Here is a 26,101-nt window from a genome sequence, read left to right on the forward strand (position 1 = left end):
ATTATTGCAGAGTGAAATTATCCGGCATGTCGAGAATCGGCTCCAAATCCAACGACCAATCGGCTTTGGTCAACGCCTTGGACAAGACCTTGAGCAGAACCCCCATCAGTTCCGGGTTATAGCCCAGCTGGATGCCGGCCCCTTCGTCGGGTTCCAAGGCCAATTGTGGTTCCGGCCCATCCAGATTGCGAAAGGTCATTTTCGCCAATAGAATAGGGGTATCGCCCAAAGGGTGTTCCAGATTTTCCGGCTCTTCGTAGGGTTTTTCGAAGTCGCCTTCCAACTGAGCTTTTTCTTGCCGCAGTTGGTGTTCCGCCGGGTGTTGGTGTTGAACAATGGTTTCGCCGGTTTGCGGGTGTTGGCCTTGCAGTGCCGGAATGAGTAATTTCAGATAACGTCGGGTAATCCAGGCTTGCATGCACTGTTGTTGCTGGGTATGCAGCTGGAACAGGATTCGATCTTCAATGGGCTGATATGTGGCTTGGATTTGTTTGATTTGATCCGACATGAGGCATTTTCGATTGCATAATAATAGAATCATTATACTGCTTTTGAGCGGGATTGCGTGGTGCATACCGCAAACAGTCTTTTCCGAGGGTTCCGCCAATTCGGCATCCGATTCTTCCGAGGCCGAAGCCAAATCACAGACCGAAACCGCTGCCCCCCCTTCGTCATCGCCTGCCCCCGACAATGCTCCGCCTACATCAGAGGGACCGACTCAACCGCTACCGGAGAAGACCTATTTTTTTGAAGGCACGGAAAGCCCGTTATTGAACTTCACTTTCAAGTATCTGGACACCATGCACGATTGGCTCAGTCATAAGGTGGATGATTTCGGCGAACAGGCGGATGACTTTTTCGGAACCGACGACTCCTTTGACCGAACCAAAGGCAGTCGTTTGGACATTATGACGCCGGTCCGGTTTCATTCCGACGGCAGTATCGATACTCAAGTGAAATTTCGAACCAAAATCGCCCTACCAAGAACCAATCGGCGCTGGCATTTGATTGTCAGTTCGGCGGAAGATAATATCAAGGAGTTGTCATCCGGAGGGGCGGCTGGCACGGCCGGAACGGGCAATAATTCACCTTTGAATAACGCGTCGAGCGCCACTTCACCTCAGCAGGATGATGGTACCAATGTCGGTTTGCGTTATGCGTTGGACATTGCCGGTTTTACCGCTACCTTTGTTGATGTGGGGCTGAATTTCCGCAATATTATTGAACCGGATCCGTATGCGCGGATCAAGTTGCATTACAAGTGGCAGCTCAGTCCTAAGTGGTACAGTCGGATGTATCAGGATTTGTATTGGGAAAGTTATAAAGGTGTGGGGCTGAATTCCCGTCAGGTGTTCGACCGCCAAATCAATAACCAGTTTTTATTCCGTTCGCAAACCGAAGCGGACTGGAAAGATAAAGATCAAAACTATTCGTTGTCGCAGAATTTCATTTTTGTCGATCAGGTCAATGTACATCGTGGCTTAGCTTATTACCTTGGGTGGGGCTGGAATTGGACTCCGGATGCGCCAGGGTTCAATTTAAGTTCCTATTCGGTTGGGGTGAATTGGCGGGAGCGAATTTATAAGGACTGGATGTTCTTTGAGATCGATCCGGAAATCAGTTTTTACGATGATACCAATTTCAATAAAGCCGACGCCAGCATTCGCTTTATGCTGGAAGCGCAGTTCTATGATCATAAATAAGTGGATATAAAAAAGGCCTGCAAAGCAGGCCAAAGCACTTTAGACAAGCAACGAAACTTAGAAAACAGCGGTTAGCTGTACGGAAATACGATTATCGATGGAATCCAGAATGTCATTGACGGTATCGTTGGAGTTCGGTGCGTCAACGCTACGGATTTCGTAGTTGGCTTTCAGGGACGTCTTCTTATTGAAGAAGTATTGTGCGCCCAGCGTCGTGGTTTCGAATACACGCTCGGCATTGGCACCGCCCGTACCGTTTTTATCGGTGGCACTGTTCAGTTTGTCATAACGCACATCCAGTTCCACGGTTGAAATCGGACGATACCCCAAACTGACGTAATAACCGTCGGCTTTCTGATCCGGTAAAACACTGAAGGTGCCACCATCGTCTGGCGTTCTTGCGCCAGAGGTTCCGCCGTAAATCATCCCGTCGGCCATGATGTACTCAGCCGCCATCCGATATTTGCCGTTAAAGAAGGTGGTCCCCACGCCGCTACGGGTACGGTCCTGACTTTGTTCTGTGCCCGGTGATGTCGGGGTGCCATCATTGTAATCTCGCTTCCCGCTTTGGTTCCAGGCATACAGCTTAAACCCTTGGCGGCGCGGTCCTTTGGAGTCGCCAAAAACCTTTTCGGTGGAGGCGTACAGGTAGGTGTCCATATCTCCATTGTTGTTGGTGACGGCTAAACCGCTGCCGTTGCCGATCATAACCGCATAACTGGTGTCCCATCCGCCGAGATTAAAAGTGTCGAATATCTGCACCCCAGTATCACGGAAGGCACCGACCGGGCCATCCCGCTCGGTATTTCCGCTTTCGTATTCAAAATCTCTTTCCAACAGCAAGCGATCGGTGGCATTGGAGAAGTTGATGTAATTGGCGACGAAAGCGGCTTGTAGACCTTCTTCCGAGCCAGGAGTTTTAAATAAACCGGCGCGTACGCGTGCACCCGGAATGTAATTTAAGGTGACACTGGCGTCGGTCAGTTGACCTTGGGATGCGCCTTTGCCTGTGGTGATACCGTTGTTCCCGAATTCCGCCAGCAGGAAATAGTTCACTTTTTTATCCAACGGAAGGTTGTTGCCGCGTACCCCGATACGGGCACGTTTGACATTGAATCCGCTGGCGCTGTCCAATTGAGGGGCCATTTGGTTAAAGGCCGCCGGTTTGCCTTTGCCTGGGCCCGCTTTCAGTTTGGTGTCATCGGTGTGCTGATAGTCCAGTTGCACAAAGCCCCAAAGCTTGGCTCTTGGCGCTTGGTCGGCGGGTTCGGTGCCTTGCAGCATCAACCAGTTGGTGGCGTGCGCCGGAGTGGTGGTGCAAGCCGCGATGATGGCGGCCGGTAACAGTTTGGTTAAAAATTGTTTTTTCATAAGCCTCTTCTCTAGTGTTTTCTATTGTTTTTAGGGTCTATTCAATTTATTTAAGGGTTAGGTGATTCAAGGTCTCAGGTAAACGAACCCTTCTTCTTGCAGGTGTGCCAGTTCGGCCACGCCGCTGGGCACGATGTCCTTCTGGTCAACGTCGTAAAGATCACGTTTGTAATCGACGTTTCGGCCCTTCAGGGTGTTGGCGCAGACATCAAACACCACGCCTTGCATGCGCAGACTGTCCACCTTCTGCTGCATCTCCGTGGAGGCATTGGCGGCCTTGAATTTCGGCACGTTTTTCAGGGCGTCCTCTTTCAGCAGTAAAGACAGGCCGTTGCCGTGCAGCACGACTTTGATGTCCAGGTTATCCGCGCCGACCGCATTGATGTGGTTCTGGATGTTACGTAAGGTGCTGGACTGCTTTTTGGCATCGTCATAATTGATGTGATAAACCACTTTTTGATGGCCATATCCTTCGGACGCCTGCGCTGAAGACAACAGCACCCAGCCGGACAGCAAGGTCAGGACAAACAGTTTGGTAACGTTAAGCATCATGGTCTCCTCGGACTCTTAGAGTCGTTTGATTAAGGTTTCAGTATTTGATAACCGGCGGCATTCAACTGCAGGATACGCGCCGCACCGGCTGGTACCACGGTCACGCCTTCGGTCAGTGCGGGTTTGCTTCCCAGTACCTTGGTAAAGTGTTTCAAAGTGTTGGCACAGCCGCTGAAACGCACGCCGGCGTTCATGAGCGCCTTAATGCGCGGCGTATTGACGTTGCCTTCCAGCATTAAGCGCAAGCCTGGGCCGAAGGCGACGATTTCCAGATCCAAGTCGCCGGCATCGTAGTGCTTCATCAGATTGTTGGCCACATTCAGCACCAAAGTCTGCTTGAATGGATTCGGGTCACTGATTTGCAGGACGACTTTGTGGGTGGCAAAAGTATCCGGCAATGGCGGTTCCTGTGCCGCCGCCATAATGTTGGCTGAGAACAACAAAGTGGCGAGCCAGCTAAGAATGAACAGTTTTGTTTTAGGTTTGAACACGTTTTATTTCCTCCAAAGTTTCATGCGTCTTCAAGAGCGCTCTCCCCAATAACGGAAAACCTTCCGGCTTTATTCCAACTTTCTGAGATGGTTATTTCTATGATGGGATAACGGCTCCTTATTTCATGAAACAGTTATATTCTGATAGGTAAAACAAAGGCTTGTCGCGGTCGAAAATTTTGCCTATGATGAAAAAAAGGGAGTTTGAATGATTAGCAATTGGATTAAATTAAAAACCAATCAGGTGAAGTTGAATGCGGTGCTGGAATCGCACTACGCCAATCTTTACCGAATTGCTTACGCCTGGAGTCAGGATGAGTCCTTGGCGCAAGATTTGGTTCAGGACACTATGTTGAAATCGTTGCAGAAAGCCGATCAACTGACGTGTTTTGAAAACGTGGACCGATGGTTGTGCAAAATCATGCATAACCTGTTTTACGATAACTGTCGGCAAAATGCCCGTTGGCATCAGGTGGACGTCGCCGAAGTGGGCGAGCAACTGAAAACGGAATCGATTGAATCCTTGTATATTCGCAAGCAGACGATTCAGAACATTCATGATGCCATCGGCAATCTGCCGATCGATCAACGGGAAGTCATCGTTCTGGTCGACCTACAAGGCTATTCCTATCAGGAAGTGGCAGGAATCACCGAAGTGCCGGTCGGCACGGTCATGAGCCGTCTTTCCCGAGCCCGGGAAAAGTTGAAGAAATTGGTCACCAGTGAGAAGCTGATTCCCAGTTATCCAGACAATGTGGTCGTTTTAAAGAAGAGTAGCGCGAAATGACGGAAAAATTGAAAACGACACCGCAGGAAATCCATGCCTACCTGGACGGCGAATTATCGTTGCAGGAACGCCAGCGATTTGAAGAAGCATTGAAGTTGGATCCGGCGTTGCGCCATGAGGTGTGCGAGCTGCGCAAAATCAAGCAGCAGATGCTGGAGCACTATCAAAAGGTGCCGGTGCCGCCGCGTCCGACGTTTGAATGCCAAGGGTCTAACCGAACTTACTGGGCCGCGGCCGCATCGGTTGCGCTGGTGGTGGCATTGGGCGTCTTTGCATTGCCTTATTCGCCCGCCGATTCGGGGATGCAAGGTGTGTCGGTGGTGCAGAATGAGGCGACCGACAGTCGGATTCTGTTGCATATCGATTCCAACCAGCCGGAAAAAACCCAAGCGCTTTTGCAAAAAGCCAGCACCCTGTTGGCGGAAAACAAAGCGCAGGAAGGTGTGCCACCGATGCAAATCGAAATCGTGGCCAATGACCATGGCATCGAGTTGTTCGAGCAGGATAATCAGAGCCGTGAAGCCATCATCAGCCTGTTGGCGCAATACGACAACCTCAAGTTGATTGCCTGTCAACGTGCTTTGGAACGTCGAGCCGCCAAAGGAGAGCCGGCCAAGTTGATTGACGGTGTCGAGTCGGATAAAACCGCGATCGACGAAATCGTCAACCGTATGCAAACAGGTTGGAAGTACTACAAGTTCTAGGGTCGTCTTGTTTAAGGCAGTACTTGAGACGGCGGTGAACCGGCTGGGCGGACGCGAAAGCCTTCCGACAGTAACAGGGTGTCGCCGTTTTGTGTGAAGGCGGATTGCCTTGCATAGACCGGTCTGGCCGGTTCAACCTCGGGCAAGTATGGCCAATCGGTCGATTGGGTGTGGGCGATTTCAAACGGCGTCCGTTGTACATTGGGAAGCTGAAACAGGATTTCGCCCAAAGGACGATTCCCCAGTTGACGCAGACGGTACCAGGCATTGCCCGGCACGCAGTCGGGAATCACGGTACGGCCGTACACTAAAGGCTCATCGCCGCATTTTAGCAATACACATCGTACCCAGGCCTTGCGGTTGTCGGCCAGTTTCAAACGTTCCGCCTCAAAGCGCAACGGCACTTCCCATCTTTCCGATAAAACCGTCACGTGCATTTCCGGGCAGGCCTGGCGGATTTTGGCGGTCAAGGAACCGGTTTCCAGCAACCATTCCCGGTAAGCGGGTTCGATGCCCAGGCGTCCGAACAGCGCGGCCGGGTACCAATGCAAACGGTCAGGCATGTTTGTAATCCATTCGTTCTCCTATCCAGCGGGTATGCAGGGCATCGACAATGTCCGGGTCGCTGACGGCCAGGGTTTCGGCCCAATGTTTTGCGACCGGAATCCATTCCTGATCCCGCTTCAAGTCGGCTATTCTAAATTGCAGGCCGCCGGTTTGTCGAGTGCCGAGAATTTCGCCCGGGCCGCGTAATTTCAAGTCTTCTTCCGCAATGCGGAAACCGTCGTTGGTGTCGCGCATGATGTTGAGGCGCGCTTTGCCGGTTTCGCCCAGTGGGGCCTGGTACAACAGCACACAGTGGCTTTTTTTGTGCCCCCGGCCTACGCGTCCGCGTAATTGGTGCAATTGCGCCAGACCGAGTCGTTCGGCGTTTTCGATAATCATCAAACTGGCATTCGGTACATTGACGCCCACCTCAATCACGGTGGTGGCGACCAGTAAATCCAGTTCATGGTTCTGGAAAGCCGCCATCATCTCGGCTTTTTTGTCGCCTTTCAAACGGCCGTGAATCAAGCCGACGCGTAAATCCGGCCAATGGTCTTTGAATTGTTGGGCGGTGACTTCCGCCGCCTGGGCGTGCAGTAATTCCGATTCTTCAATCAGCGGGCAGACCCAGTAGGCCTGCACGCCGGCTTTGCACTGTGCATACAGATGCTCCATCACCTCAAAGCGTTTTTGATTGTTCAATACCGCGGTGTCGATGGGCTGGCGGCCGGGTGGCAGTTCATCGATGATGGACAAATCCAGGTCGCCGTAAGCGGTCATCGCCAAGGTGCGTGGAATCGGCGTGGCCGTCATAATCAGCTGGTGCGGATGGGTGTCGTCGTCAAGCTGGCTTTTATCGTGCAACGCCAAGCGTTGGTGCACGCCGAAACGGTGTTGTTCGTCGATGATGACCAACCCGAGTCGGTTGAAGGTGACGCTTTCCTGAAACAGGGCGTGGGTGCCGATGATCACTTTGGCCTCGTTGGATTCGATTTGTGCCTGCATAAAGCGTTTTTCGGCGGCTTTCATGCGGCCGTTGAGCCAGGCGACCGGAATGCCGAGCGGTTCCAGCCATTCCTGAAAATGGTTGCGGTGCTGTTCCGCGAGAATTTCCGTCGGGGCCATAATGGCCACCTGGTAACCGGCATCGGCGGCTTGAATGGCGGCGAGCGCGGCAATGACGGTTTTGCCGGAGCCGACGTCCCCTTGCACCAGGCGCTGCATGGGGTGCGGTTGATTGACGTCCTGACGGATTTCATCCAGCACCCGTTGTTGGGCACCGGTGAGCTCAAACGGCAAAGAGGCCAGCAGTTGGTTGGCGATTTGGCTGGGTGGAAAGATCGGTGCCTGGCGTTGTTTTTCGGATTGCCGCAACAGTTGCAAGCTCAGTTGGCTGGTGAGCAATTCTTCCAGAATCAGGCGTTTTTGCGCCGGGTGCTGGAACTGTTTGATCAGAAACAGGTCGTCTTCCGGTTGCGGTTGATGCAGCCGCAACAAGGATTCGTTGATGGGTGGCAGTTGCAGTTCGTCCAATAAATGCGGGGGCAAGGCTTCCGCCAACGGATATTGCTTGAGTAACGTCAGCGCCTGCTGAATCAGTTTCAACAGGGTTGGTTGCCCCAGTCCTTCGGTGACCGGATAAACCGGCGTCAGGGTTTGTTCCAGCGGCGGTGTGTTATCGCGGGCGAAAAGTTGATACGCCGGGTGCACCATTTCCAGTCCACTGGGACCGGAGCGCACTTCGCCGTAACCGCGCAGTATTTGGCCGCGTTTGAATTGCTGGGCCTGCCGATAGTGGAAATGGAAGAAGCGGCAGCTTAGGGTTTGGCCGCTTTCGTCCACCAGTTTGACGATCAGGCTGCTGTTGCGGGTCTGCGTCATGTGGTGGCTGATGATTTCGCCTTCAATCAAGGCTTCCTGGCCAATGAACAGATTGGCGATGGGAGTGAGTTTGGTTTTGTCCTGATAGCGCAACGGCAGGTGGAATAACAAGTCCTGCACCACGAACAGTCCCAGGCGATTGAGCTTTTCCGCCAACTTATCGCCGACGCCTTTCAGGGACGTCAATTTTTGTTGTGCCAAAGGCTGGTTGTCGGTTGCGGGCATAAGGGCGGATTCGAAGCGTGTGAAATAAAATCAATTTTAGCAAAAATTCCGCAAAAACACCCAGGCCTGGGCGTTTTTAACATTTGGCCCCTAATTTATTCCAGCCAGACTTCGTCTTTGTATTGTTCGGTGTGGGCATCGATCAGGTGGTAGCCGGCCGAACCGATGTCGGTTTGGGTGTGCTGCAAAGTCAACTTGCCGGTGACGAGAAACGGAAAATCCACCTGATGCAGCTTGATGCCTTGTCCCGGCGCGGTGTCGACCAGAATGGTCTGGTTCACCGGCGGGGCGGGAACGTGGATGCAGGCGCCGAAATAGGGTACAAATAAAAAGCGGGTGACGGTGCCGTTTTTAATTGCCAGCGGCGCGATGAAGCCGGCCAGTGCAATGGTTTGGCCATCCAGTTTTTCATTCACGGGGGAGTTGGCGATGACGTCCTGCAGTTTTTCTAAAATCGCCAAGCCTTCCGGGCTGTTGTCCGGCAGATCGTTGAGCCGGTTGATGTCGTCTTCGTAGGCCTGCAACAGTTTTTCCGGTTCATAGCCCTCCGGAATCAAATCGCTCCACTTGATTTTACGGGGTTCTTCGGCGAGGGCCACCGAAGCGAGCAGCGCCCATAAAAAAGCGGGGAAAACAATCGTTATAACGGCTTTGAGCCACGCGGGTTGAGTCGTCAACGGCTGAGTCCTTTGGTTAAACTGGTTCGATACGCCATGATACCCGGAATCAGGCTGATAAGCACCCCCAGCAACCAGGCCAAGCCGATAAACAGCCATTGCTGGGTGTCGGGCCAGGGCAACTGGATGAAGAGGCCATAATGCTCCGCCAGATAGGGCGCCAGCCAGGCCAGGCCGCCGTAAAGTAACACGATGCCGAACAGGGTGCCGAGTATCAGGATGAACAGCGCTTCGAAAGCGAACAGCAACAAGACGTCGTAACCGTGAATGCCGATGGCGCGAAGCACGGCGATTTCATGTTGACGCTCCTTGAGCGTGCTGAGCAAGGTAATCAGCATTCCCACCAGGCCTGCCAGCAATACCATGCTGGCAATCGCCAGTAATCCGCGTTCAAACGGTGCCATGATTTGCCATAAGCTGGCCAGCGTGCTGCCCGGCAGAATCGCCAGCAGCGGTTCGTCTTTGAATTCATTGAGACGGCGTTGCATTTTGAAGGTGGTGAGTTTGTTTTTCAAACCGATCAACACCGCGGTGATGGCTTCCGGTTCCACGATGAGTTTTCGTGCCCGGTCGGCGGAAATCTTCAACGGCGATTGCATGCCGCCGCGCCAGTCGATGTGGATGGCTTCGATGGCGTCGAGCGAGACTTGCAAACTGTTGTCTACCGGTGTGCCGGTCGGCGCAAGAATGCCGCTGACGGTAAAGGGTTTGTCGTTATGCTGCGGTGCTAAGCGTCCGGAAGACAAGCCGTGCGACAACACGATGCGGTCGCCGAGTCGGTAACCGTATTTCTGGGCGACTTTCGCGCCGAGCACCACGTCGTATAAGTCCGAGAAGGCTTGCCCTTTCTGGAAAGCGAGCGGTTGTTCCTCACCGTAACGATAATGTTGGTAAAAGCTCGGCAAGGTGCCGATGACCCGAAAACCGCGATGCGAATCGCCCAACGACAAGGGCACGGTCCAGGCGACGTCCGGCATCTTTTGGAGTGTTAAATAGGTTTGGTAATCGATGTTGTTGGTGGCGTTGCCGATGTGGAACACGCTGTAGAGCAGCAGGTTCACCGGGCCGCTGCGAGCGCCGACAATCAGGTCGGTTTGCGACAAGGTGTTGAGGAAACTGTTTTTGGTTTCCTTGCGCAAGGTGTCCACGCCGAGCAGCAATACCACGCTGATGGTGATGGAAAACATCGCCAGCAATAAGCTGCCTTTGCGGCTCCAGGCGCTTTTGAGTGCGAGAGACAGCAAGGTCATGACTCCGCCTCCGAAATACCGGCTTGATTGAGTTGGGCCAGGTCGATTTCCTGTTGGAAGTGTTGTGCCAAATGGGCGTCGTGGCTGACGAATACGAGCGTGGCACCGGATTGCTCCGCCGCGGCGAACAGCCAGTCGATGAAACGGTCGCGATTGTCGGCGTCCAAAGCGGAGGTCGGTTCGTCGGCGATAATCAGTTCCGGCCGTCCCATCAATGCACGGGCAATCGCGACACGCTGTTGCTGGCCGATGCTGAGACGGTTGACGGGCTGGGCCAGGATGTTGTCCGGCAGTTGCAGCAATTTCAACCAGGCCTGCGCCTGGTGTTGCGGGTCGGGTTCCTGTTGACGGCGGTGTTTGGAAAAACTCAGCGGTAACAGAATATTGTCCAGCGTGGTCAGGTAGGGTAGCAAGTTGAATTGTTGGAAAATGACGCCGAGATGGTCGCCGCGAAACCGGTCGCGTTGCAGGGCCGATAAACTGGCCAGCTCGGTGCCCAACACGTTTAAATGCCCGCTTTGGGCGGTGAATACGCCCGCCAGCAAATTCAGTAAAGTGGTTTTGCCGCTGCCGCTCGGCCCTTTGATGAACAGGTGTTCGCCACGTCGGACATGGAGTTCAGGCAAGTTCAGCGTGTCTTGCGCTTGGCCGGGCCAGCGATAGCGAAGCTGTTCGATTTCAATCACGGCGGATGCATGCATGGCGGAACGACTCGGCGGTTATTGGAATGAAATGCTCGGTTGCTTGCGCGATAAGGTGCCGCCGGATTGCTGGTCACTGAGCAACCATTGCGCACGAACCGTTTCCAGTTGTGGCCAGTGTTGGAAAAGATTCTTCACATCCAGAGAGGACAGCGCCTGCGGATTCTGGCAACGGTAAGTGTATTCGATGTGGACATCTTTATGAGTGTGCGCAGACTTTTCATGCTCATGCTCATGCTCATGTTCATGTTCGGCATGAAACGGATTGCGGACTTCAACCGATTGACGCTGGCATTGCGCTTGCGGATTAAAGGCCACCAGCGGTTCGGTTTTGATTTGTTGAAGCCGTTGTTTGACGGTGTCTTTTTCCGTTTCGGAATGCGGCGGATGTTCAAAGCCGAAGACATTATGCGCCGGGCTGTTGATTTCCAATAAGATGTCCGACTCCACTTGAGCCAGATTGAGTTCGGCCACGCCGTGTTCGTGGGCGGCATGGGTTTCGGCTTGAACATTGGCCGCGAGCAGACCGGGGACGGCACAGATTAGAAGCGTGAGCGGGCGAAGTGTCATGTCATTTCCTTCGATAGGGTAACCGTGTTTAAAATTCGTTTTGAATGGCTTTGTAGCCGCTGACCAATTGATTATTGGCCTGAACGACCGATTCGGAAAACTCCGACAGTGTAGCGGTTTTGGCCGGGAAAAGGCTTAAATCAGTGTGACGGTCGATGTGTGCGGTGGACGGTACATAGAAGCCGTGCGGCAAGTCGCAGCCGTCAACCACGGAGTTATGGCGCACCACCACTTCGTCGGACACGGTGCAATTGAACAGCACGCTGTTGAAACCGATGAAAACGCCGGAACCGATTTGGCAAGGGCCGTGAATGATCGAGCGGTGAGCGATGGAGGTGCGTTCCCCGATGGTGACGGCGGCCCCCGCTTTGGAGTGAATGACCACGCCGTCCTGAATGTTGGAGTGGGCGCCGATGACGATGGGATCCATCTGGCCTTGTTCATTGACTTCGTCGGCGCGGATAACGGCGTAAGGGCCGATGAAAACGTTTTCGGCCACGACGATTTTACCGCACAGAATCGCGGTCGGGTCCACAAAGGCGGATGGATGAATTTGCGGCAAATCGCCGCTGGGGTTGTGTCGAATCATGAATTAGGCTCCGTGTTGCTGGCAGGTGCGGCAGGTGCCGTGAATTTCCAGGCTGGGTTGGTCAATGTGAAAATGAGTGAGTTCGGCATTGGCTTGAATCGCCTGCCAAAGCGCATCGGATAGCGGCGTTTCTTCGATGCCGCCGCAGTGGTCGCACATCAGAAACTGGGTGAGTTCGCTGTGTGGGGCTTCTTCATGCGCATGGTGGCACGCCACGTATTGGCGCGTCGAGGCCAGGCGGTGAATCAGCGATTGCGCTTCCAAAAAGCTCAGGGCGCGGTAGATGGTCATCGGCTGAGTGCCGCTTTGTTCGTCAAGTTTGTACTGCTCCAGCAGTTCGTAAGCGCTCATGGGTTTGTCGGCTTCCAGCAGCAAGCGCAACACCTTTTCGCGAATCGCCGTCAGGCGCTGGCCGCTGGCCTGGCAGGTTTCGTGGGCAAGTTTTAAGCGTGATTTGATATCGGTCATGGCGATCTCCTGTCAGGCAGTCGGTGCGACGGGGTCGGCAAACGGATCGTCCATTTGCATCCAATAGGTCACACCGGCGTAAAGTTCTTCATCGGTCAATAAACAGGATTCTAACTGTTTTCGAGTGGCTTGTTCATCCAAACCTTGTCCGATGAACACCAATTCCTGTCGCATGTCGCCGAAAGGTTCCACCCATTTGGCGCGGATGAAGTCACGGGATGCTTCATCGTCCGGCCAGCGCTCTTCCGGCACGGCTTTCCAGAACATGCCGGCCCAGTGGTGATGGGCGATGCCTCCGGCCTGGCTCCAGATGCCGGCCATTTGCGGTTGGCTGGCGAGCCAGAAATACCCTTTGGAACGGATGAGTTTGCCCGTTGGCCAAGGTTGGGTCAGAAAACGGTGGAACTTGACCGGGTGAAACGGTTTGCGGGCGGTGAAGGTGAAACTGCCGATGCCGTATTCTTCGGTTTCCGGCACGTGTTCGCCGCGCATTTCCTGCAACCAGCCCGGCGCTTGTTGGGCTTTTTCGAAATTGAATTTTTGGGTGTTGAGCACCGTTTCGAGCGGAATCTTTCCGTGTTGCAAGGTGTGGATGTCGGCTTGCGGATTCAGGGAGTGCAGAATGGCGCGCAGTTCTTCGATTTGGTCGTGTGTCATTAAATCGGTTTTGCTGATGAGCAGTACGTCGGCGAATTCGACCTGATCGATGAGAAGGTCGGCAACGCTGCGTTCGTCTTCATCCCCGAGGCTTTCCCCGGCTTCCTGCAAGGATTTGGCCTGACGGAAATCGGTGAGGAAATTGCCGCCGTCCACCACCGTGACCATGGTGTCGAGCCGTGCGACGTCGGACAGGGAGAGGCCGTTTTCGTCTTCGAAGGTGAAGGTTTCGGCGACCGGCAGCGGTTCGGAAATGCCGGTGGATTCGATGACCAGATAATCGAATTTATCGGCCTTTGCCAGAGCGGACACCTCCAGGAGCAAGTCTTCGCGCAGGGTACAGCAAATGCAGCCGTTGGACATTTCCACCATTTTTTCTTCGGAACGATTCAGGCTGACTTCACCTTCCACCAAACTGGCGTCGATGTTGATTTCGCTCATGTCGTTGACGATGACGGCGACGCGTAAATTTTGGCGGTTGTTCAGAATGTGATTGAGCAGGGTGGTTTTACCGGCGCCGAGAAAACCGGACAGCACGGTGACGGGAAGTTGTTTCATGGTGAGTCCTCTCGAATGGATGAATAATGATATGTTATAACATAACATATAAATTTCAAGCCCTGTTGAGCGTTATTTTTCAGTGGGTTCGATGGCGTCACTGGAAGGCGGAAAACCACCAGGCCTGGTGGGGTTGTGCCATCGGGCGTAAACCTTATTTTTTTCAAAATCCGGCATGGTCAACCGCGTATGATGATGAAAAACGGAGGAAAAGCCATGAAACGGGTATGGAAAGCATGGGTGTTCGGCAGTGTGTGGGTCTGGAGTTTGTTCGGGGCGCCGAGTTGGGCCGAGGGCTCTGGTGACGATTTCTGGGCGGCGTTGCAGGAAGGCGGCAAAGTGGTGTTGATTCGGCATGCGCAAATTGACCGCGAGTTCGGCGATGCGTTTTTGTTGGACAGCAGTTGTTTCAGTGAACGCAATTTAAATGAAGATGGTAAGGCGCAGGCAAAGAAGATTGGTGAAGAGTTTCGAGCGCACAGCATTCAAGTGGATCAGGTTCTGGCGAGCCCGCATTGCCGAACTCAGGACACCGCGCGTTTGGCGTTTGGCGAATTTGAAGTGATGCCCGAACTGCGCCTGATTCGGGCGTTGCCGGAAGAGAAAGCGAAAGCGAATTTGCGTGTCACACGCCAATGGATCAGTCAATTCAACGGTGAGGGAAATTTGATTCTGGTCACGCATCGCCCCAATATCGGTGAGCTGATTTACCAGCGATTGCAGCCGGGAGAAATGGCGGTGTTGGAACCGCTGGGCAGCGAGCCGGGTGATACGGTCTTTGATTTGATTGCGCGTTATTCCGTTGCGCCTTAGGCGTTCTTCAGGCTCAGTCGGTCACAGAATGACCGACCATTAAGCAATCACCCACTGTCCTTTGCCGCGGCGTTTCGCTTCGTACATGGCTTTGTCGGCCATGTTCAAAATATCGTCGACGTTCTTTTTCGAACCGCCGTCAAAGACCTTGAGGCCAATGGAAGCATTCACGCATCCGGTGACGTCGTTTGGCAGTTGAATCGGCTGTTTGATGGAGTGGATGATTTTGTCCGCAACTTGGGCGGCGAAGCTTTCATTCTGAATGTTTTCCAGCAGAATCACAAATTCGTCACCACCGAAACGCGCGGCCAAATCGGTTTTGCGGATAATGGTTTGGATGCGGTTGGCGGCTTCCTTCAGCAGGATGTCGCCGGCATTATGACCGTACTGGTCATTAATGGCTTTGAAGCCGTCCAGATCGATGAACAGAATCGCATTGGTCTGGTCCTGGCGATCCAGACGAAGAATGGAGCGTGACAGTTCGTTCACCAACAGGCGGCGTTTCGCCAACCCGGTCAACTGGTCATAATTGGCCATGTGATAGGACTCTTCGATCAGTGCTTCTTTTTCGTCGTTCAATTGATTGAAGGCTTGGGTCACGTGGTTGTAATAGGTAGCAATCAGGGAAGCGTCTGAATAAGGTTCCACCATGATTTTTTTGCTGAAATCCTGGTCTTGGGCCTGGGCGTTCATGGCGCGCGCCAAGTCGAACATGGACGTGGAAGCCTGGTGCTCGCTGATGTTCAAGCCGAGAATTTCTTTGGCTTCGGAGACGCGCAAGGCGTAAAAGTGGTTGATGATTTTCAGCATGATGTAGGTGACCGTGAAGGTCAGGAGGCCTACGAAAAAGATACCGATGGTTTGGGTTTTGAACTGCTGCCAGAACAGCGCTTCCTCCACCAGAAACGCCACGGCCAGGGTGCCCGCGATGCCGGCAAATAAATGGACCGGAACGGCCTCGATGGCGTCGTCAATCCGCCAGCGGATGAGTAGAATCTTGCCGACCAAATACGCCAGATAGCCGATGGCGCCGACCACCATGGCGCTGAACGGCGAGGCCAGATGAGCGCAGGCAGTGATGGCCACCAGTCCGGCCAGAATGCCGTTGATGATGTCGATGACCTGATAGTAACCGGTCATCAGGCGGCTGGCGATGAGCCCGGCAATGCCGCCGACCGCACCGGCAATCAAGGTGTTCAGCACCACTTTCCCGGTTTCGATATTCAAGGCCAGCACACTGCCGCCGTTGAAGCCGATCCACCCCAGCCAAATCAAAAAGACGCCGAGGGCGCTGTAAGCGAGGTTGGCCTGTTCAAACGGACGTTCGTTGTTTTCAAAGCGGCCTAATCGCGGGCCGATAATCAAAATGGCGGCCAGAGCCGCCCAACCGCCGACCGAGTGCACCACGGTGGAGCCGGCGAAATCGATGAAGCCCATCTGAGCGAGCCAACCATCGCTGTTCCAAATCCAGTGTGCTTGAACCGGGTAAATGAACAAGGAGACGATGATGGCGATGATCAGGTAAGAGGTGTATTTGGTGCGTTCGGCAATGGAACCGGAAATAATGGTGACGGCCGTGGAGGCGAACATGGCGTGGAACAAAGTCAGCACTAGGCCGGATAAAGAGTCTTCGTAAAAGAACAGCTTGTCCCAGCCGATCCAGCCGTTTTGGCTGCTGCCGAGCATAATGCTGGCACCGATGACGACGAAAATCATAAAGGCGATCAGGAAGTCACTGACATTTTTGATGGCGGTCGAAATCGAGTTTTTGGTTCGGGTGGCACCGGCTTCAAGGGCGGTAAAGCCAGGTTGCATCATGGCGACGAGAACGGCGCTGATGAGAACCCATAGAATATCAATCGGTTGTTCACTCATCGTTATCGATACCTACGCTCAGGGTAAATATCTTTGACAAGCAAATTTTATACCTTTATTAAAATGTGCTTGTAAAATAAAAGTGTTTGAAACAAAACGGGTTTCCGGTTGAAAAATGTGATGTCGGAGTGCGCTTTTTTGGTGTGGTATTGTTTTTTTTGAGTGCGAAAGTGCCCGGAAATCGACTTGTTTGAGGCCGATTTCCGTCTGATGCCTAGGGCTTTAGGAGGGTTCTACGTCTTTAGTAGGCGGATAAAATCATCACGCCGTCCATTTCGACGTCCGTGCCTTTGGGCAGTTCCTTGACGCCGACCGCGGCTCTGGCCGGATAAGGTTGTTCAAAATACTGCGCCATGATTTCGTTGACGGTGGCAAAGTGACTCAAGTCGGTCAGGAAAATATTCAGTTTGACGATGTCTTGCAGGGTGCCGCCCGCCGCTTCACAAACCGCCGACAGATTTTTGAAGACTTGATGGATGCGCTCGGAAATTTCACCCTCTTTCAGTTCCATGGTGTCGGGAATCAAAGCGATTTGACCGGAAAGATAAACGGTGTTGTCGACTTTGACGGCCTGGGAATAAGTGCCGATGGCTTGCGGAGCTTTGTCGGTGGCGATGATTTCTCGCATGGTGGTGTCCTCGTTGGATGTGTAAACAGTGGTTTGGATTTTAGCACAGAATGTCGGACCTGTGACCGACGAGAAAACCGGCGGCGGCCTCAAAAGCTTATAACGGTTTTGACCAGGCCTGGCGGTTTTGGTAATGGGCATTCAAGCTGTTTAAAGGGTTTTGTGGGTGTCTTGCTTTATGCTATACTTTGGGTATTTAAAATATTAGTCTAGGCTAAATTTTCAATAAGATGAGAAAAATATTGTGAAGACGTATTTGAGCAGATTGATCTTGGTGTGCATCGGTTTTATGGCGTTTCAGGTGCAGGCCAAGCCTTTGAATGTGGTGGTGACCACCGGCATGATCGGTGACTTGGTGACCAATATCGGGCAGGATAAAGTGACGATGACCGCCTTAATGGGTGCGGGGGTTGATCCGCACTTGTATAAAGCCACCCACGGTGATTTGCGGCGACTGCAACGAGCCGATGTGATTTTTTTCAATGGCTTACACCTGGAAGGCAAAATGCAGGAAGTCTTTGAAAAACTGGCGCGGAAAAAGCCGGTTTATGCGGTGACGTCGGAATTTCCAAAGGACGCGATTTTGCACTTTGGACAGGCGCCGGACCCGCACGTGTGGTTTGATGTCAGCCTGTGGGAGCAGGCCGGCCGTTTGGTGTTGGAAAAATTGATTCAGCACGATCCGGCCCACCAAGAATTTTATCGTCAAAATGCGAAAGTGTATTTGCAGCAGTTGATGGATTTGAATGCTTGGGTGAAAAATCAGGTGCAGACGATTCCGGCCGGGCAGCGCGTTTTGATTACCGCGCACGATGCTTTCGGGTATTTCGGGCGCGCCTACGGCATGGAAGTGCGAGGGCTGCAGGGTATCAGTACCGCCACGGAGTTCGGATTGCATGACATCAAACGTTTGAAGGATTTGATTCTGGAGCGTCATATCAAGGCTGTGTTTGTGGAATCGAGTGTGCCGAAAAAATTCCTGAAATCGTTGGTGGCGGGTGTGAATGAAGCCGATGGTCATCTCGCCATTGGCGGCGAATTGTATTCCGACGCCATGGGGTTGTCCGGTACGCCAGAGGGCACCTATATCGGTATGGTGAAACATAATGTGAATACCATTGTTGGGGCCTTGAAATAATATGGACGCTTGGAAAACCATTGAAAATCCACCGCTGATCGTCAACCAACTCAGCATGCGTTATCAGTATAAGCCGGTGTTGACGGATGTCAGCTTCGCCATTCCGGAAGGCCAGAACATCGCCATCGTCGGGCCAAACGGAGCGGGTAAGTCCACTTTGCTGAAAGGCATTATGGGCTTGGAGCCCTTGATGAGCGGACAAGTGCGTTTTTTTGGGCAGTCATTGAAGCAGAAGCAGTTGTCGGTGGCCTATGTGCCGCAGCGTGAGGAGTCGGATTGGGATTTTCCGATCAACGTCATGGATGTGGTGTTGATGGGGCGGCACGGCCATTTGAAGTTTTGGCAGCGTCCGTCGCGCGACGATGTGATGATTGCTGAGCAGGCGTTGGCGCGGGTCAGTATGTTGGATTTTAAAGACCGCCAAATCAGCCAGTTGTCCGGCGGTCAGCAGCAGCGTGTGTTTCTGGCGCGCGCCTTGGCGCAAAAAGCCAGCCTGTATCTGATGGACGAACCCTTTGCCGGAGTGGATGTCACCACCGAAAAAGCGATTATCGAATTGTTCCACGAACTGAAATCCCAGAACAAAACCATTGTTTGTGTGCATCATGATTTAAACACCGTCGGTGATTATTTCGATTGGGTGCTGCTGGTGAATGCGCGTTTGGTGGCGGCCGGCCCGGTGCAAGACGTGATGACGCCGGAAAACCTCAATAAAACCTACGGTGGCCGCTTGTCACTGTTGAGCGAAATGACCGAAAAGCTCTATCGTTCTAACCTGGATAAGGTGCACGATGACGAGTGATTTTGTCGCTTATTCGCCGGATTACTGGGGGTTGTTTCTGGAATTCTGGCGGTTTGAAGACGCCAACGCCGTTTGGGTGATGGTCGGTTCGATTTTGCTGGGCATCAGCGCGTCGGTGATCGGCGGATTTGCCTTTTTACGCAAGCGCTCCTTGATGGGCGATGCCTTGGCGCACGCCGCTTTGCCCGGCGTGATGACAGCCTTTATTCTGTTTCATGCCCATACGCCGCTGTTGATGTTTTTCGGTGCTTTGATCAGCAGTTTTTTCGGTTTGTTCCTGATGGACTGGATTCCCAAGCACACCAAAATCAAACCGGATGCGGCCATGGCCATTACCTTGTCGTTTTTCTTCGCGCTGGGGCTAATGGAGTTGTCGTACATTCAGGGCATGGAAGTGGCGGGCAAGTCAGGCCTGGACAAAATTCTGTTTGGGCAGGCGGCGGCCATGCTGCCGAGCGATATTTATCTGTTGTCGGCGGTGGCGTTGGTGGTGTTGCTGACCGTGGCGGTTTTCTTCCAAAAATTCCGTTTGATTGCTTTTAACCGAACCTATGCCCAATCGTTGGGGTTGAACATTGCGTTTTACGAGCTGGTGCTGGCGTTGCTGATTGTGATGTCGGTGGTCATTGGTTTGCAGATTGTCGGGGTGGTGTTGATGGCGGCGGTCTTGCTGACGCCGGTGGCGGCGGCCCGTTTTTGGGGGCACAGTCTGTCGGTGATGTTGCTGACCGCCGGGTTTATTGGCGGGATCAGCGGATTGTTCAGTGCCAATATTTCTTATATGGCACCGGCCATGCCAACCGGGCCTTGGATGGTGGTGGTCTTGTCGTTGGTGTTTGCGGTGTCATTTCTGTTCGCCCCGCAACGCGGTCTGATTTCCAGTGTGTTGAAGCAGCGTCGGCTGCGCCGTCAGGTGTGTGACGAAAATGTGCTGCGTACCTTGTATGTATTGAATGAGCGTCATCCCGCCAATCGCCATCATGCCCAAAACGCTTTGGCGTTGGACCTGCCGTTTGCTGAAGAAGATATTTTGGCGTTGCGCACCATGCCGTTGGCGGAATTGAAAGAGACCCTGGCGAGAATGAAAAAACAGGGGTGGTTGACCGCGACGGATACGGTGCGGGCCGTGGCCCTTTCACCGGAGGGTGCGGAACGGGCCGTGGCGTTGACACGTCGTCATCGCCTGTGGGAAAACTATTTGACTGAGCAGTTGGACTTGACGCCGGATCGGGTGCATTCTCAGGCCGAGCAGATCGAACATTTATTGACGGACGAGGAAACGCGGGCTTTGGAGCGGGAGTTACAAAGCGATCAGAACGGTTCATTGAAAGACCCGCATGGACGACGGATCCCGGCGGCGCAGGTTGTGTCGGAGCAGAAAGGGGCTGAATCATGATGGGGGATATTTGGATTCTGACCACGGCGAGTCTGGTGGCGGTCAGTTGTTCGATGGTGGGCGTTTTTCTGGTATTGCGCCGCATGAGTTTGTTGGGGGATGCCATCAGTCATTCGGTCTTGCTGGGTATCGTGTTGGCGTATTTGGCCGTTGGCAGCCGCTCGGTGGTGGCGATGATGATTGGTGCGACGGTCATCGGATTGTTGACGGCTTGGCTGTCCAACACCTTGCATCGGGTCAGTAAGTTACAGACCGATGCCAGCATCGGCATTATCTTCACTTGGTTTTTTGCCGTCGGGGTGATTTTGATTTCGGTGTACGCCGGTCAGGTGGATTTGGATCAAGAATGTGTGCTTTACGGCGAAATCGCTTTTGTACCGTTTGATACGGTTGTTTGGGGAGAGTCCGATATTGGGCCGCGCGCTTTTTGGTTGATTCTGGGGGTGTTCCTGTTGAATCTGTTGATGGTGTTGATTGGTTTTGAACGTTTTAAGCTGGTGGCGTTCCATCCGGCGCTGGCGGTATCCCTAGGTGTGAACGTGGTGTTCTGGCATTATCTGTTGATGACGATGGTGTCGTTGACGACAGTGGCGTCTTTCGACGCGGTGGGGGCGATTCTGGTGGTGGCCTTGTTGGTGATTCCGGCCAGTGCGGCTTATTTGTTGGCCAAGTCCTTAAAAGGCATGCTGTGGCTGGCGGCCGGCTATGCACAGCTTTCCGTGCTGGCAGGCTATGCGGTGGCCGTCTGGTTGGACAGTTCGATTGCGGCGTCGATTGCGGTGATGGCCGGACTGTTGTTGATGACGACGGTGTTGGTTTTGCAAGTTTTGAAAACACGTCGTCAAGGCCGTTTGGTCCGCGCCTGACCTCGGATATGAAAAAGCCTGCTCGTTAGCAGGCCTGGCGATTTTCAGTAGTCGTGCTGGTTTCCGGTTTGGAACCGGGTTTGGCTTTAAATGCCGGTAAAGACCAGTGACAATACGTTGTTGGTGTAACCGTCACCGTTCTTGTATTCCCGGTAACCTTCCGACATCTTGTATCCCATAATGTATTTGCACTCGCCAATGTCCCAGCGCAAAGAACCGGAATCGCCGTTGGCACTGTGTTTGACTTTGTCCGGCAGGATGATTTGCGTGCCGACCGGGTAAGTGTCCGTGGTACTGGCAATGATTTCACCATCCGGGGTGGTGAACAGACAGAAGGTCGATTCGTCGACGGTCTTGTTGATGTATTTCGGCTTGGTGTCTTCCAGCATGGCGAGGAATTCCGGCTCACTGTCGAACACCAGTGCGATGCCGCCGACGTTTTTATGCTCGCTGTGCCAGTGTTTGACGGCGGCGTGGTAAATGTAGGTGTAACGGCCATTGTAGAGTTCGGTTTTATGGAAGTCGGAGACTACATAGGCTTGGGTGTCCTGAATGCCCAGGCAGGCGGAAGTGTCTTGCGGTTGAGGTAAAATCGTGCCGATAAGGTGGGCTTCCGCCGGATTGGAAACGGCGAGAATCTTGCCTTTGCGGTCATACAGCATGATGTTGGTGTAGACGGTGTAAAGCTGGTTGATGTATTGGAGGATGTCGGTCAGCGTCTCGTTTTCTTCTTCCTCGATCGGAATCTGGTCTTGATGATCCGTCAAAACCTTTCGGAAGGTGCTGTTCAGTGCCCACCAGCGGCAATCGTTGGCTCGCTCATACAGGTTTCGGTCCATGATTTCGATGGCCAGGGTGGCGCTGAATTTGACCTTATTCTGAATGGTTTCCACCAAAACGGTGTGAATGTGGTGAATGAAGTCGCTGAAAATGGCTTGGATGTCACGGCTGATGTCTTGGAAGCTGTCGAGTACCGGCAAAAAGGATTTCACGTCTTTTTTCAGCGAGGTGATTTTGCCGTTGAGAATCACGATCAGTAGCAAGGTGCTGACTTTCAAGTTGGTCTCATCGAGGTCTCGGAGGTAAATCGGTGATTCTTCATTGATGGTCACGCCCAGGTCTTCGGTGGTTTTGCTGCTGGCAAAGGCGACGGAATGCGCCGCGTGAGTGTAGCAGAACCATGGTAGTCCCTTGAAACCTTGGTAACCGTGGGTTTGGGTGATGTAATTCAAGCCTTTGTCATCGCCTTTGGGAGTGCGCATCTGTTCCGGAACCGGGAATTTTTTGTCCAGCGGATGAATGACCGGGTTGTTGGTGGCGATGACACTGCCCTGGTCGTCCAGAATCATGATTTCATAGCCTTCTTCCGCGCTGCTCAGTTTGGGGAAGATGGATTCCATTTCTTCGTCGAACTCAAAGCTCAGGCACAGGACACCGACGGTTTGGCTTTCCCCGCTCACCGTCGCTTCGATGCGTTTGGCGTAAATCAAACTTTTCGGTTTGTTTGGAAATAAATCCGAATGACGATACACCTCGGTATAGGGTTCGTTGGTGGTCAAGGCTTCCTGGATAATCGGATCGCGACTCATGGTGACCGGGTTGTTTGGATTCAGCTTGGCGCGAACTTGACCGCGGGTGTCCAGTAAGAGAATGTCGTCGTAGACGCTGTATTTGGCAACGTACTCTTCAATACGGCGATGGATAAAATCGGCGTCGTTTTCAGTGGTTTCCGGGTTGGCGAGAAAGTCGACCAGATCGTCGTCGGTGGCGAGAAAGCCTACGTCAGCGGTTCGTTCGAACAGATTTCGAATCAAGATGTCGATCGTGGCCTGAGATTTCAATACGATTTCGCTGTTAGCTTGGTTCAGGTAACGGCTGACCAGAGCCTCAATCATCATGTTGCGCAGGCTTTGGAATTCTTTTTGGGTGTCGACAATCGATTCCAGCAATTGCGGGTCGATGTTTTCATTGTTGATTTTTCCGACCATGGCCACGGTCGTCCACCAGAGATCCTGGTGTTCCAGTTCGCCCAGATAGCGTTTTACTTCCGGCAGATACTGAGTGTATTGCTTAAGTTCTTGCATGAGTTACGTTCCATAATTTTTAAATCTATTCGTTCAGATCGAATCGGGTTGCCAACCGTTTGTTATGTGTTTGAAGTGGTTGGTCAATATATAATTATTTACTGAAGTTTAAGCAGTAATAATGCCATGTTATGGTTTTGTTTTTAAAACAAGCGTTAGGTACTATTTTGAACGGTTTTTCAGAAGGTTATGTTACGGAAGTGGAGCACTTTTTCAGGTGAGAATTGATTTGTTTTGGTGCGTGAAAGCTTCGTTAAATTACTTAACTTAACCTTTCTTTGGGTATGGTTTTAGAGGCGTTGGATTTTTTCGACGATGGAAAGGCGTTTGAGTTTGCGCATGACGTCCGCCAAGTGCTTGCGGGTGTGTACGCGAATGACGATATTCATCAAACTATAGGTTTCATCCTTGTCTTCGGAGCGCACGCGGTCTATGTCGGTTTTCATTTCCGCGATGTTGCTGGCAATCGTCGCCAGCGCCCCACGACGGTTGTGGACTTCAAGCTGCAATTCCACGTCAAAGGTCTGGGTGATGTTTTCTTCCCAGTTCACATCCAGCCATTTTTCAGGATGGTTTTTGAAGTGTTTGACGTTTTTGCATTCCTGACGGTGAATCACCAGCCCTTTTTCCGCACTGATGAAGCCGATGATTTCATCGCCGGGAATCGGATGACAGCAACCGGCGTAATTCACGGCCATGCCTTCGGTGCCGGTAATGACCAAGGGTTGCATGGATTGGTCAGGTTCCGGATGGCGTAACACCGAGTCTTCTTTTCCGAGTACCACGTCGTGAATTTGTTTGGCGACCAGTTTGGCAAGGCGTTTGCCAAGCCCGATTTCTTCCAATAAGTGGTCCCAGCTTTCCAGTTTCAGTTCAATGACGATGCCTTCGCGGATGGCATCGGTCAAGCCGTTATAGGACATATTGAAGTTACGCAGGCCTTTTTCCAGTAAGCGTTGCCCCAGTGCTTGGGCCGATTCGGATTGTTGGTTTTTCAAAAAAGCACGAATTTGCGAACGTGCTTTCGCCGTGGTGACAAAATGCAGCCAGGACGGGTTCGGCTGCAGCTCCTTGCTGCGGATGATTTCTACGGTTTGACCGCTTTCCAGATGGGTGCGTAATGGAATCAGTTTTTTGTCCACACGGCAGCCAACGGTGGCGTGACCGATATTGGTGTGAACCGCGTAGGCGAAATCCACGGCGGTCGCGCCGGCTGGGAGTGTGATGATGTCGCCTTTTGGGGTAAAGACGTAAATGACATTCGGGAACAGGTCGATTTTGACGTTTTCCAAAAAGTCCAGAGAGTTCCCGGCCCCTTGCTGGATTTCCAGCAGGTTCTTAACCCATTCCTGAGCGCGTACTTCCACGGCGGAAAGCGGGCGTTCGCCGTGGGTTTCATGTTCGTCGTCCAGGCTCTGTTTATACACCCAATGGGCGGCAATGCCATGCTCGGATACTTCATGCATCTCATTGGTGCGGATCTGGATTTCAATGTAGGCGCCGAAGGGACCGAATAACACCGTGTGCAATGATTGGTAGCCATTAGCTTTGGGGATGGCAATGTAATCCTTGAAGCGGCCTGGAAAGGGCTTGTAAAGCGAATGCACGGAACCGAGTACTCGATAGCATTCGTCGGCGCTGTTGACCACGACCCGGAAGGCGAAAATATCGAGAATCTCGTCAAAACTCAGCTGCTTATACTTCATTTTCTTGTAGAGGCTGTATAAGTGCTTTTCCCGGCCGATGACGTGGGCGGGAATATTGTCTTCCTGCAGTCGTTGTGTAATGGCTTCGTTGATTTGTTCGACGATTTCCGCGCGATTGCCGCGGGCTTTTTTTACGGCGTTTTCCAGCACGGCGAAGCGGAAAGGGTGCATGGCTTTGAAACCCAAGTCTTCAAGCTCGATCCGAATGGCGTTGATGCCTAGGCGAGCGGCGATAGGGGCATAGATTTCCAAGGTTTCGCGGGCGATGCGGCGTTGTTTGTCCGGGCGCATGACGCCGAGTGTGCGCATATTATGGAGACGGTCGGCCAGTTTGATGAGGATGACCCGAATGTCACGGGCCATCGCCAGTACCATTTTGCGGAAGTTTTCCGCTTGCGCTTCCTGCGGGTTGTCGAATTCGAGTTTCCCGAGTTTGGTGACGCCGTCGACGATTTCCGCGACGTTTTCGCCGAAACGATCAATAATGTCTTGTTTGGTGAAGGGGGTGTCTTCAATGACGTCGTGCAGGATGGCGGCAATCAAGCTTTCGTGATCCAGCTGGATTTCCGCAAGGATTTCGGCGACTGCTACTGGGTGCCAGATATAATCGCCACCCGATTTACGGGTTTGCCCTTGGTGGGCTTCCGCCCCAAATTCAAATGCGGCTCGGAGTTGTTTCAGGTGTTTTTTTTTGAGATAGACCGATGCTTTCTCAATTAAGCCGTCAAGTGAAGTTGGGGTGGGCATAAATAATAAAGGAGCTCCTGTGGATTAACCGAAGTATGGCGGTGTATCTGGGTCGGACATAACCACGTCTTTATTGATGGTGTTTTCCGCCAATTCGCGCAGGGCCATGACCGTCGGCTTGTCTTTGTCCCAATCCAAAGTCGGCTCGGCGCCGTTGGACAATTGACGCGCACGTTTGGCGCCTAAAATGACCAGTTCAAAACGGTTTTCAACTTGATCTAAACAATCTTCTACAGTAACGCGTGCCATGAGCGATATTCTTCCTTAAAATTCAGTAAATTATTATTTTACCGAATAACCCCGGTGACTTTCAATA

Annotated in this window: 26 protein-coding genes; 8 read left to right on the forward strand and 18 right to left on the reverse strand. The window is 52.7% G+C overall.

Going from position 1 to position 26,101, the window contains the following annotated elements; all coding sequences use genetic code 11:
* Nucleotide 1 precedes the first annotated feature (1 nt).
* On the reverse strand, nucleotides 2-508 hold the full coding sequence (locus AYJ59_RS01000; protein WP_127119065.1) for a hypothetical protein: 507 nt from the start codon (nucleotides 506-508) through the stop codon (nucleotides 2-4).
* A 262-nt stretch (nucleotides 509-770) separates the two neighbouring features.
* Here AYJ59_RS01000 and AYJ59_RS01005 point away from each other — a divergent pair, with 262 nt between their 5' ends.
* Nucleotides 771-1,703, forward strand: a complete 933-nt coding sequence (locus tag AYJ59_RS01005; RefSeq protein WP_127119066.1) for a hypothetical protein — start codon at nucleotides 771-773, stop codon at nucleotides 1,701-1,703.
* A 57-nt stretch (nucleotides 1,704-1,760) separates the two neighbouring features.
* On the opposite strand, the gene AYJ59_RS01010 is transcribed toward AYJ59_RS01005, so the two are convergent.
* From AYJ59_RS01010 to AYJ59_RS01020, 3 genes are all read right to left on the reverse strand, one after another.
* Nucleotides 1,761-3,074 (reverse strand): porin, encoded by a 1,314-nt coding sequence (locus AYJ59_RS01010; RefSeq protein WP_127119067.1) that lies wholly within the window; start codon nucleotides 3,072-3,074, stop codon nucleotides 1,761-1,763.
* A gap of 66 nt (nucleotides 3,075-3,140) precedes the next feature.
* Complete coding sequence (locus AYJ59_RS01015) at nucleotides 3,141-3,626, reverse strand: DsrE family protein (RefSeq protein ID WP_206197888.1); 486 nt, start codon at nucleotides 3,624-3,626, stop codon at nucleotides 3,141-3,143.
* 29 nt (nucleotides 3,627-3,655) lie between these two features.
* The gene (locus AYJ59_RS01020; protein ID WP_127119068.1) at nucleotides 3,656-4,117 is read right to left on the reverse strand and encodes a DsrE family protein; all 462 of its coding nucleotides are present in this window, start codon (nucleotides 4,115-4,117) and stop codon (nucleotides 3,656-3,658) included.
* A 208-nt stretch (nucleotides 4,118-4,325) separates the two neighbouring features.
* Between AYJ59_RS01020 and AYJ59_RS01025 the strand changes: the two genes are divergently transcribed.
* Together AYJ59_RS01025 and AYJ59_RS01030 are read left to right on the forward strand one after the other, a co-directional pair.
* A complete protein-coding gene (locus AYJ59_RS01025; RefSeq protein WP_051673471.1) occupies nucleotides 4,326-4,904 on the forward strand; it encodes an RNA polymerase sigma factor in 579 nt (192 codons plus the stop codon).
* Complete coding sequence (locus AYJ59_RS01030) at nucleotides 4,901-5,608, forward strand: zf-HC2 domain-containing protein (RefSeq protein WP_029939150.1); 708 nt, start codon at nucleotides 4,901-4,903, stop codon at nucleotides 5,606-5,608. The genes AYJ59_RS01025 and AYJ59_RS01030 overlap by 4 nt, the downstream gene beginning before the upstream one ends.
* Before the next feature lie 11 nt (nucleotides 5,609-5,619).
* Here AYJ59_RS01030 and AYJ59_RS01035 read toward each other — a convergent pair whose 3' ends face one another.
* The 9 genes from AYJ59_RS01035 to zigA form a co-directional block, all read right to left on the reverse strand.
* Entirely contained in the window at nucleotides 5,620-6,171 is a 552-nt protein-coding gene (locus AYJ59_RS01035) for a chorismate--pyruvate lyase family protein (protein ID WP_127119069.1), read from the reverse strand.
* Complete coding sequence (gene recG, locus AYJ59_RS01040) at nucleotides 6,164-8,260, reverse strand: ATP-dependent DNA helicase RecG (protein WP_029939148.1); 2,097 nt, start codon at nucleotides 8,258-8,260, stop codon at nucleotides 6,164-6,166. The genes AYJ59_RS01035 and recG overlap by 8 nt, the downstream gene beginning before the upstream one ends.
* Nucleotides 8,261-8,355: 95 nt before the next feature.
* A complete protein-coding gene (locus AYJ59_RS01045) occupies nucleotides 8,356-8,937 on the reverse strand; it encodes a DUF3299 domain-containing protein (RefSeq protein WP_164730712.1) in 582 nt (193 codons plus the stop codon).
* The gene (locus tag AYJ59_RS01050) at nucleotides 8,934-10,187 is read right to left on the reverse strand and encodes an ABC transporter permease (RefSeq protein ID WP_127119071.1); all 1,254 of its coding nucleotides are present in this window, start codon (nucleotides 10,185-10,187) and stop codon (nucleotides 8,934-8,936) included. The genes AYJ59_RS01045 and AYJ59_RS01050 overlap by 4 nt, the downstream gene beginning before the upstream one ends.
* Nucleotides 10,184-10,888: an ABC transporter ATP-binding protein gene (locus AYJ59_RS01055; RefSeq protein ID WP_127119072.1), complete on the reverse strand. Its 705-nt coding sequence runs from the start codon at nucleotides 10,886-10,888 to the stop codon at nucleotides 10,184-10,186. The genes AYJ59_RS01050 and AYJ59_RS01055 overlap by 4 nt, the downstream gene beginning before the upstream one ends.
* An 18-nt stretch (nucleotides 10,889-10,906) precedes the next feature.
* On the reverse strand, nucleotides 10,907-11,458 hold the full coding sequence (locus AYJ59_RS01060) for a ZrgA family zinc uptake protein (RefSeq protein WP_127119073.1): 552 nt from the start codon (nucleotides 11,456-11,458) through the stop codon (nucleotides 10,907-10,909).
* A gap of 28 nt (nucleotides 11,459-11,486) precedes the next feature.
* Nucleotides 11,487-12,047, reverse strand: coding sequence for a gamma carbonic anhydrase family protein (locus AYJ59_RS01065; protein WP_029939143.1), 561 nt, complete (start codon nucleotides 12,045-12,047; stop codon nucleotides 11,487-11,489).
* A 3-nt stretch (nucleotides 12,048-12,050) separates the two neighbouring features.
* The gene (locus AYJ59_RS01070; RefSeq protein WP_127119074.1) at nucleotides 12,051-12,515 is read right to left on the reverse strand and encodes a Fur family transcriptional regulator; all 465 of its coding nucleotides are present in this window, start codon (nucleotides 12,513-12,515) and stop codon (nucleotides 12,051-12,053) included.
* 12 nt (nucleotides 12,516-12,527) lie between these two features.
* Nucleotides 12,528-13,730 carry a zinc metallochaperone GTPase ZigA gene (gene zigA / locus AYJ59_RS01075; RefSeq protein WP_127119075.1) on the reverse strand — a complete coding sequence of 401 codons (1,203 nt, stop codon included), beginning with the start codon at nucleotides 13,728-13,730 and terminating at the stop codon, nucleotides 12,528-12,530.
* Between the two features lie 216 nt (nucleotides 13,731-13,946).
* Between zigA and AYJ59_RS01080 the strand changes: the two genes are divergently transcribed.
* Nucleotides 13,947-14,543: a histidine phosphatase family protein gene (locus tag AYJ59_RS01080; RefSeq protein ID WP_164730713.1), complete on the forward strand. Its 597-nt coding sequence runs from the start codon at nucleotides 13,947-13,949 to the stop codon at nucleotides 14,541-14,543.
* A gap of 39 nt (nucleotides 14,544-14,582) precedes the next feature.
* Here AYJ59_RS01080 and amt read toward each other — a convergent pair whose 3' ends face one another.
* Both amt and AYJ59_RS01090 read right to left on the reverse strand, forming a co-directional pair.
* Nucleotides 14,583-16,418, reverse strand: a complete 1,836-nt coding sequence (amt, locus tag AYJ59_RS01085) for an ammonium transporter (RefSeq protein ID WP_029939139.1) — start codon at nucleotides 16,416-16,418, stop codon at nucleotides 14,583-14,585.
* Nucleotides 16,419-16,659: 241 nt separating this feature from the next.
* Nucleotides 16,660-17,046 (reverse strand): RidA family protein, encoded by a 387-nt coding sequence (locus AYJ59_RS01090; protein ID WP_029939138.1) that lies wholly within the window; start codon nucleotides 17,044-17,046, stop codon nucleotides 16,660-16,662.
* A 256-nt stretch (nucleotides 17,047-17,302) separates the two neighbouring features.
* Between AYJ59_RS01090 and AYJ59_RS01095 the strand changes: the two genes are divergently transcribed.
* From AYJ59_RS01095 to AYJ59_RS01110, 4 genes are read left to right on the forward strand one after another with little or no spacing between them, the layout of a single operon-like run.
* Entirely contained in the window at nucleotides 17,303-18,184 is an 882-nt protein-coding gene (locus AYJ59_RS01095; protein WP_237260352.1) for a metal ABC transporter solute-binding protein, Zn/Mn family, read from the forward strand.
* A 1-nt stretch (nucleotide 18,185) separates the two neighbouring features.
* Nucleotides 18,186-18,986, forward strand: a complete 801-nt coding sequence (locus AYJ59_RS01100; RefSeq protein WP_127119077.1) for a metal ABC transporter ATP-binding protein — start codon at nucleotides 18,186-18,188, stop codon at nucleotides 18,984-18,986.
* A complete protein-coding gene (locus AYJ59_RS01105) occupies nucleotides 18,976-20,382 on the forward strand; it encodes a metal ABC transporter permease (RefSeq protein ID WP_127119078.1) in 1,407 nt (468 codons plus the stop codon). The genes AYJ59_RS01100 and AYJ59_RS01105 overlap by 11 nt, the downstream gene beginning before the upstream one ends.
* Nucleotides 20,379-21,248 carry a metal ABC transporter permease gene (locus AYJ59_RS01110; protein ID WP_127119079.1) on the forward strand — a complete coding sequence of 290 codons (870 nt, stop codon included), beginning with the start codon at nucleotides 20,379-20,381 and terminating at the stop codon, nucleotides 21,246-21,248. Before AYJ59_RS01105 ends, AYJ59_RS01110 begins: the two co-directional genes overlap by 4 nt.
* 86 nt (nucleotides 21,249-21,334) lie before the next feature.
* Here AYJ59_RS01110 and AYJ59_RS01115 read toward each other — a convergent pair whose 3' ends face one another.
* From AYJ59_RS01115 to rpoZ, 3 genes are all read right to left on the reverse strand, one after another.
* Nucleotides 21,335-23,332, reverse strand: a complete 1,998-nt coding sequence (locus AYJ59_RS01115) for a cache domain-containing protein (RefSeq protein ID WP_127119080.1) — start codon at nucleotides 23,330-23,332, stop codon at nucleotides 21,335-21,337.
* 290 nt (nucleotides 23,333-23,622) lie between these two features.
* Entirely contained in the window at nucleotides 23,623-25,785 is a 2,163-nt protein-coding gene (locus AYJ59_RS01120) for a RelA/SpoT family protein (protein WP_127119081.1), read from the reverse strand.
* Nucleotides 25,786-25,809: 24 nt separating this feature from the next.
* Nucleotides 25,810-26,034, reverse strand: a complete 225-nt coding sequence (gene rpoZ / locus AYJ59_RS01125) for a DNA-directed RNA polymerase subunit omega (RefSeq protein ID WP_029939131.1) — start codon at nucleotides 26,032-26,034, stop codon at nucleotides 25,810-25,812.
* Between the last annotated feature and the right edge of the window lie 67 nt (nucleotides 26,035-26,101).

This window comes from Thiomicrospira sp. S5 (assembly GCF_003991075.1).
Taxonomy (GTDB): Bacteria; Pseudomonadota; Gammaproteobacteria; order Thiomicrospirales; family Thiomicrospiraceae; genus Hydrogenovibrio; species Hydrogenovibrio thermophilus.

Coding starts and splice junctions, on each gene's coding strand:
- AYJ59_RS01000 (WP_127119065.1), bottom strand. CDS start 508: ATGTCGGATCAAATCAAACAAATCCAAGCCACATATCAGCCCATTGAA.
- AYJ59_RS01010 (WP_127119067.1), bottom strand. CDS start 3,074: ATGAAAAAACAATTTTTAACCAAACTGTTACCGGCCGCCATCATCGCG.
- AYJ59_RS01015 (WP_206197888.1), bottom strand. CDS start 3,626: ATGATGCTTAACGTTACCAAACTGTTTGTCCTGACCTTGCTGTCCGGC.
- AYJ59_RS01025 (WP_051673471.1), top strand. CDS start 4,326: ATGATTAGCAATTGGATTAAATTAAAAACCAATCAGGTGAAGTTGAAT.
- AYJ59_RS01030 (WP_029939150.1), top strand. CDS start 4,901: ATGACGGAAAAATTGAAAACGACACCGCAGGAAATCCATGCCTACCTG.
- AYJ59_RS01035 (WP_127119069.1), bottom strand. CDS start 6,171: ATGCCTGACCGTTTGCATTGGTACCCGGCCGCGCTGTTCGGACGCCTG.
- recG (WP_029939148.1), bottom strand. CDS start 8,260: ATGCCCGCAACCGACAACCAGCCTTTGGCACAACAAAAATTGACGTCC.
- AYJ59_RS01050 (WP_127119071.1), bottom strand. CDS start 10,187: ATGACCTTGCTGTCTCTCGCACTCAAAAGCGCCTGGAGCCGCAAAGGC.
- AYJ59_RS01055 (WP_127119072.1), bottom strand. CDS start 10,888: ATGCATGCATCCGCCGTGATTGAAATCGAACAGCTTCGCTATCGCTGG.
- AYJ59_RS01060 (WP_127119073.1), bottom strand. CDS start 11,458: ATGACACTTCGCCCGCTCACGCTTCTAATCTGTGCCGTCCCCGGTCTG.
- AYJ59_RS01065 (WP_029939143.1), bottom strand. CDS start 12,047: ATGATTCGACACAACCCCAGCGGCGATTTGCCGCAAATTCATCCATCC.
- AYJ59_RS01070 (WP_127119074.1), bottom strand. CDS start 12,515: ATGACCGATATCAAATCACGCTTAAAACTTGCCCACGAAACCTGCCAG.
- zigA (WP_127119075.1), bottom strand. CDS start 13,730: ATGAAACAACTTCCCGTCACCGTGCTGTCCGGTTTTCTCGGCGCCGGT.
- AYJ59_RS01080 (WP_164730713.1), top strand. CDS start 13,947: ATGAAACGGGTATGGAAAGCATGGGTGTTCGGCAGTGTGTGGGTCTGG.
- amt (WP_029939139.1), bottom strand. CDS start 16,418: ATGAGTGAACAACCGATTGATATTCTATGGGTTCTCATCAGCGCCGTT.
- AYJ59_RS01090 (WP_029939138.1), bottom strand. CDS start 17,046: ATGCGAGAAATCATCGCCACCGACAAAGCTCCGCAAGCCATCGGCACT.
- AYJ59_RS01100 (WP_127119077.1), top strand. CDS start 18,186: ATGGACGCTTGGAAAACCATTGAAAATCCACCGCTGATCGTCAACCAA.
- AYJ59_RS01105 (WP_127119078.1), top strand. CDS start 18,976: ATGACGAGTGATTTTGTCGCTTATTCGCCGGATTACTGGGGGTTGTTT.
- AYJ59_RS01110 (WP_127119079.1), top strand. CDS start 20,379: ATGATGGGGGATATTTGGATTCTGACCACGGCGAGTCTGGTGGCGGTC.
- AYJ59_RS01115 (WP_127119080.1), bottom strand. CDS start 23,332: ATGCAAGAACTTAAGCAATACACTCAGTATCTGCCGGAAGTAAAACGC.
- AYJ59_RS01120 (WP_127119081.1), bottom strand. CDS start 25,785: ATGCCCACCCCAACTTCACTTGACGGCTTAATTGAGAAAGCATCGGTC.
- rpoZ (WP_029939131.1), bottom strand. CDS start 26,034: ATGGCACGCGTTACTGTAGAAGATTGTTTAGATCAAGTTGAAAACCGT.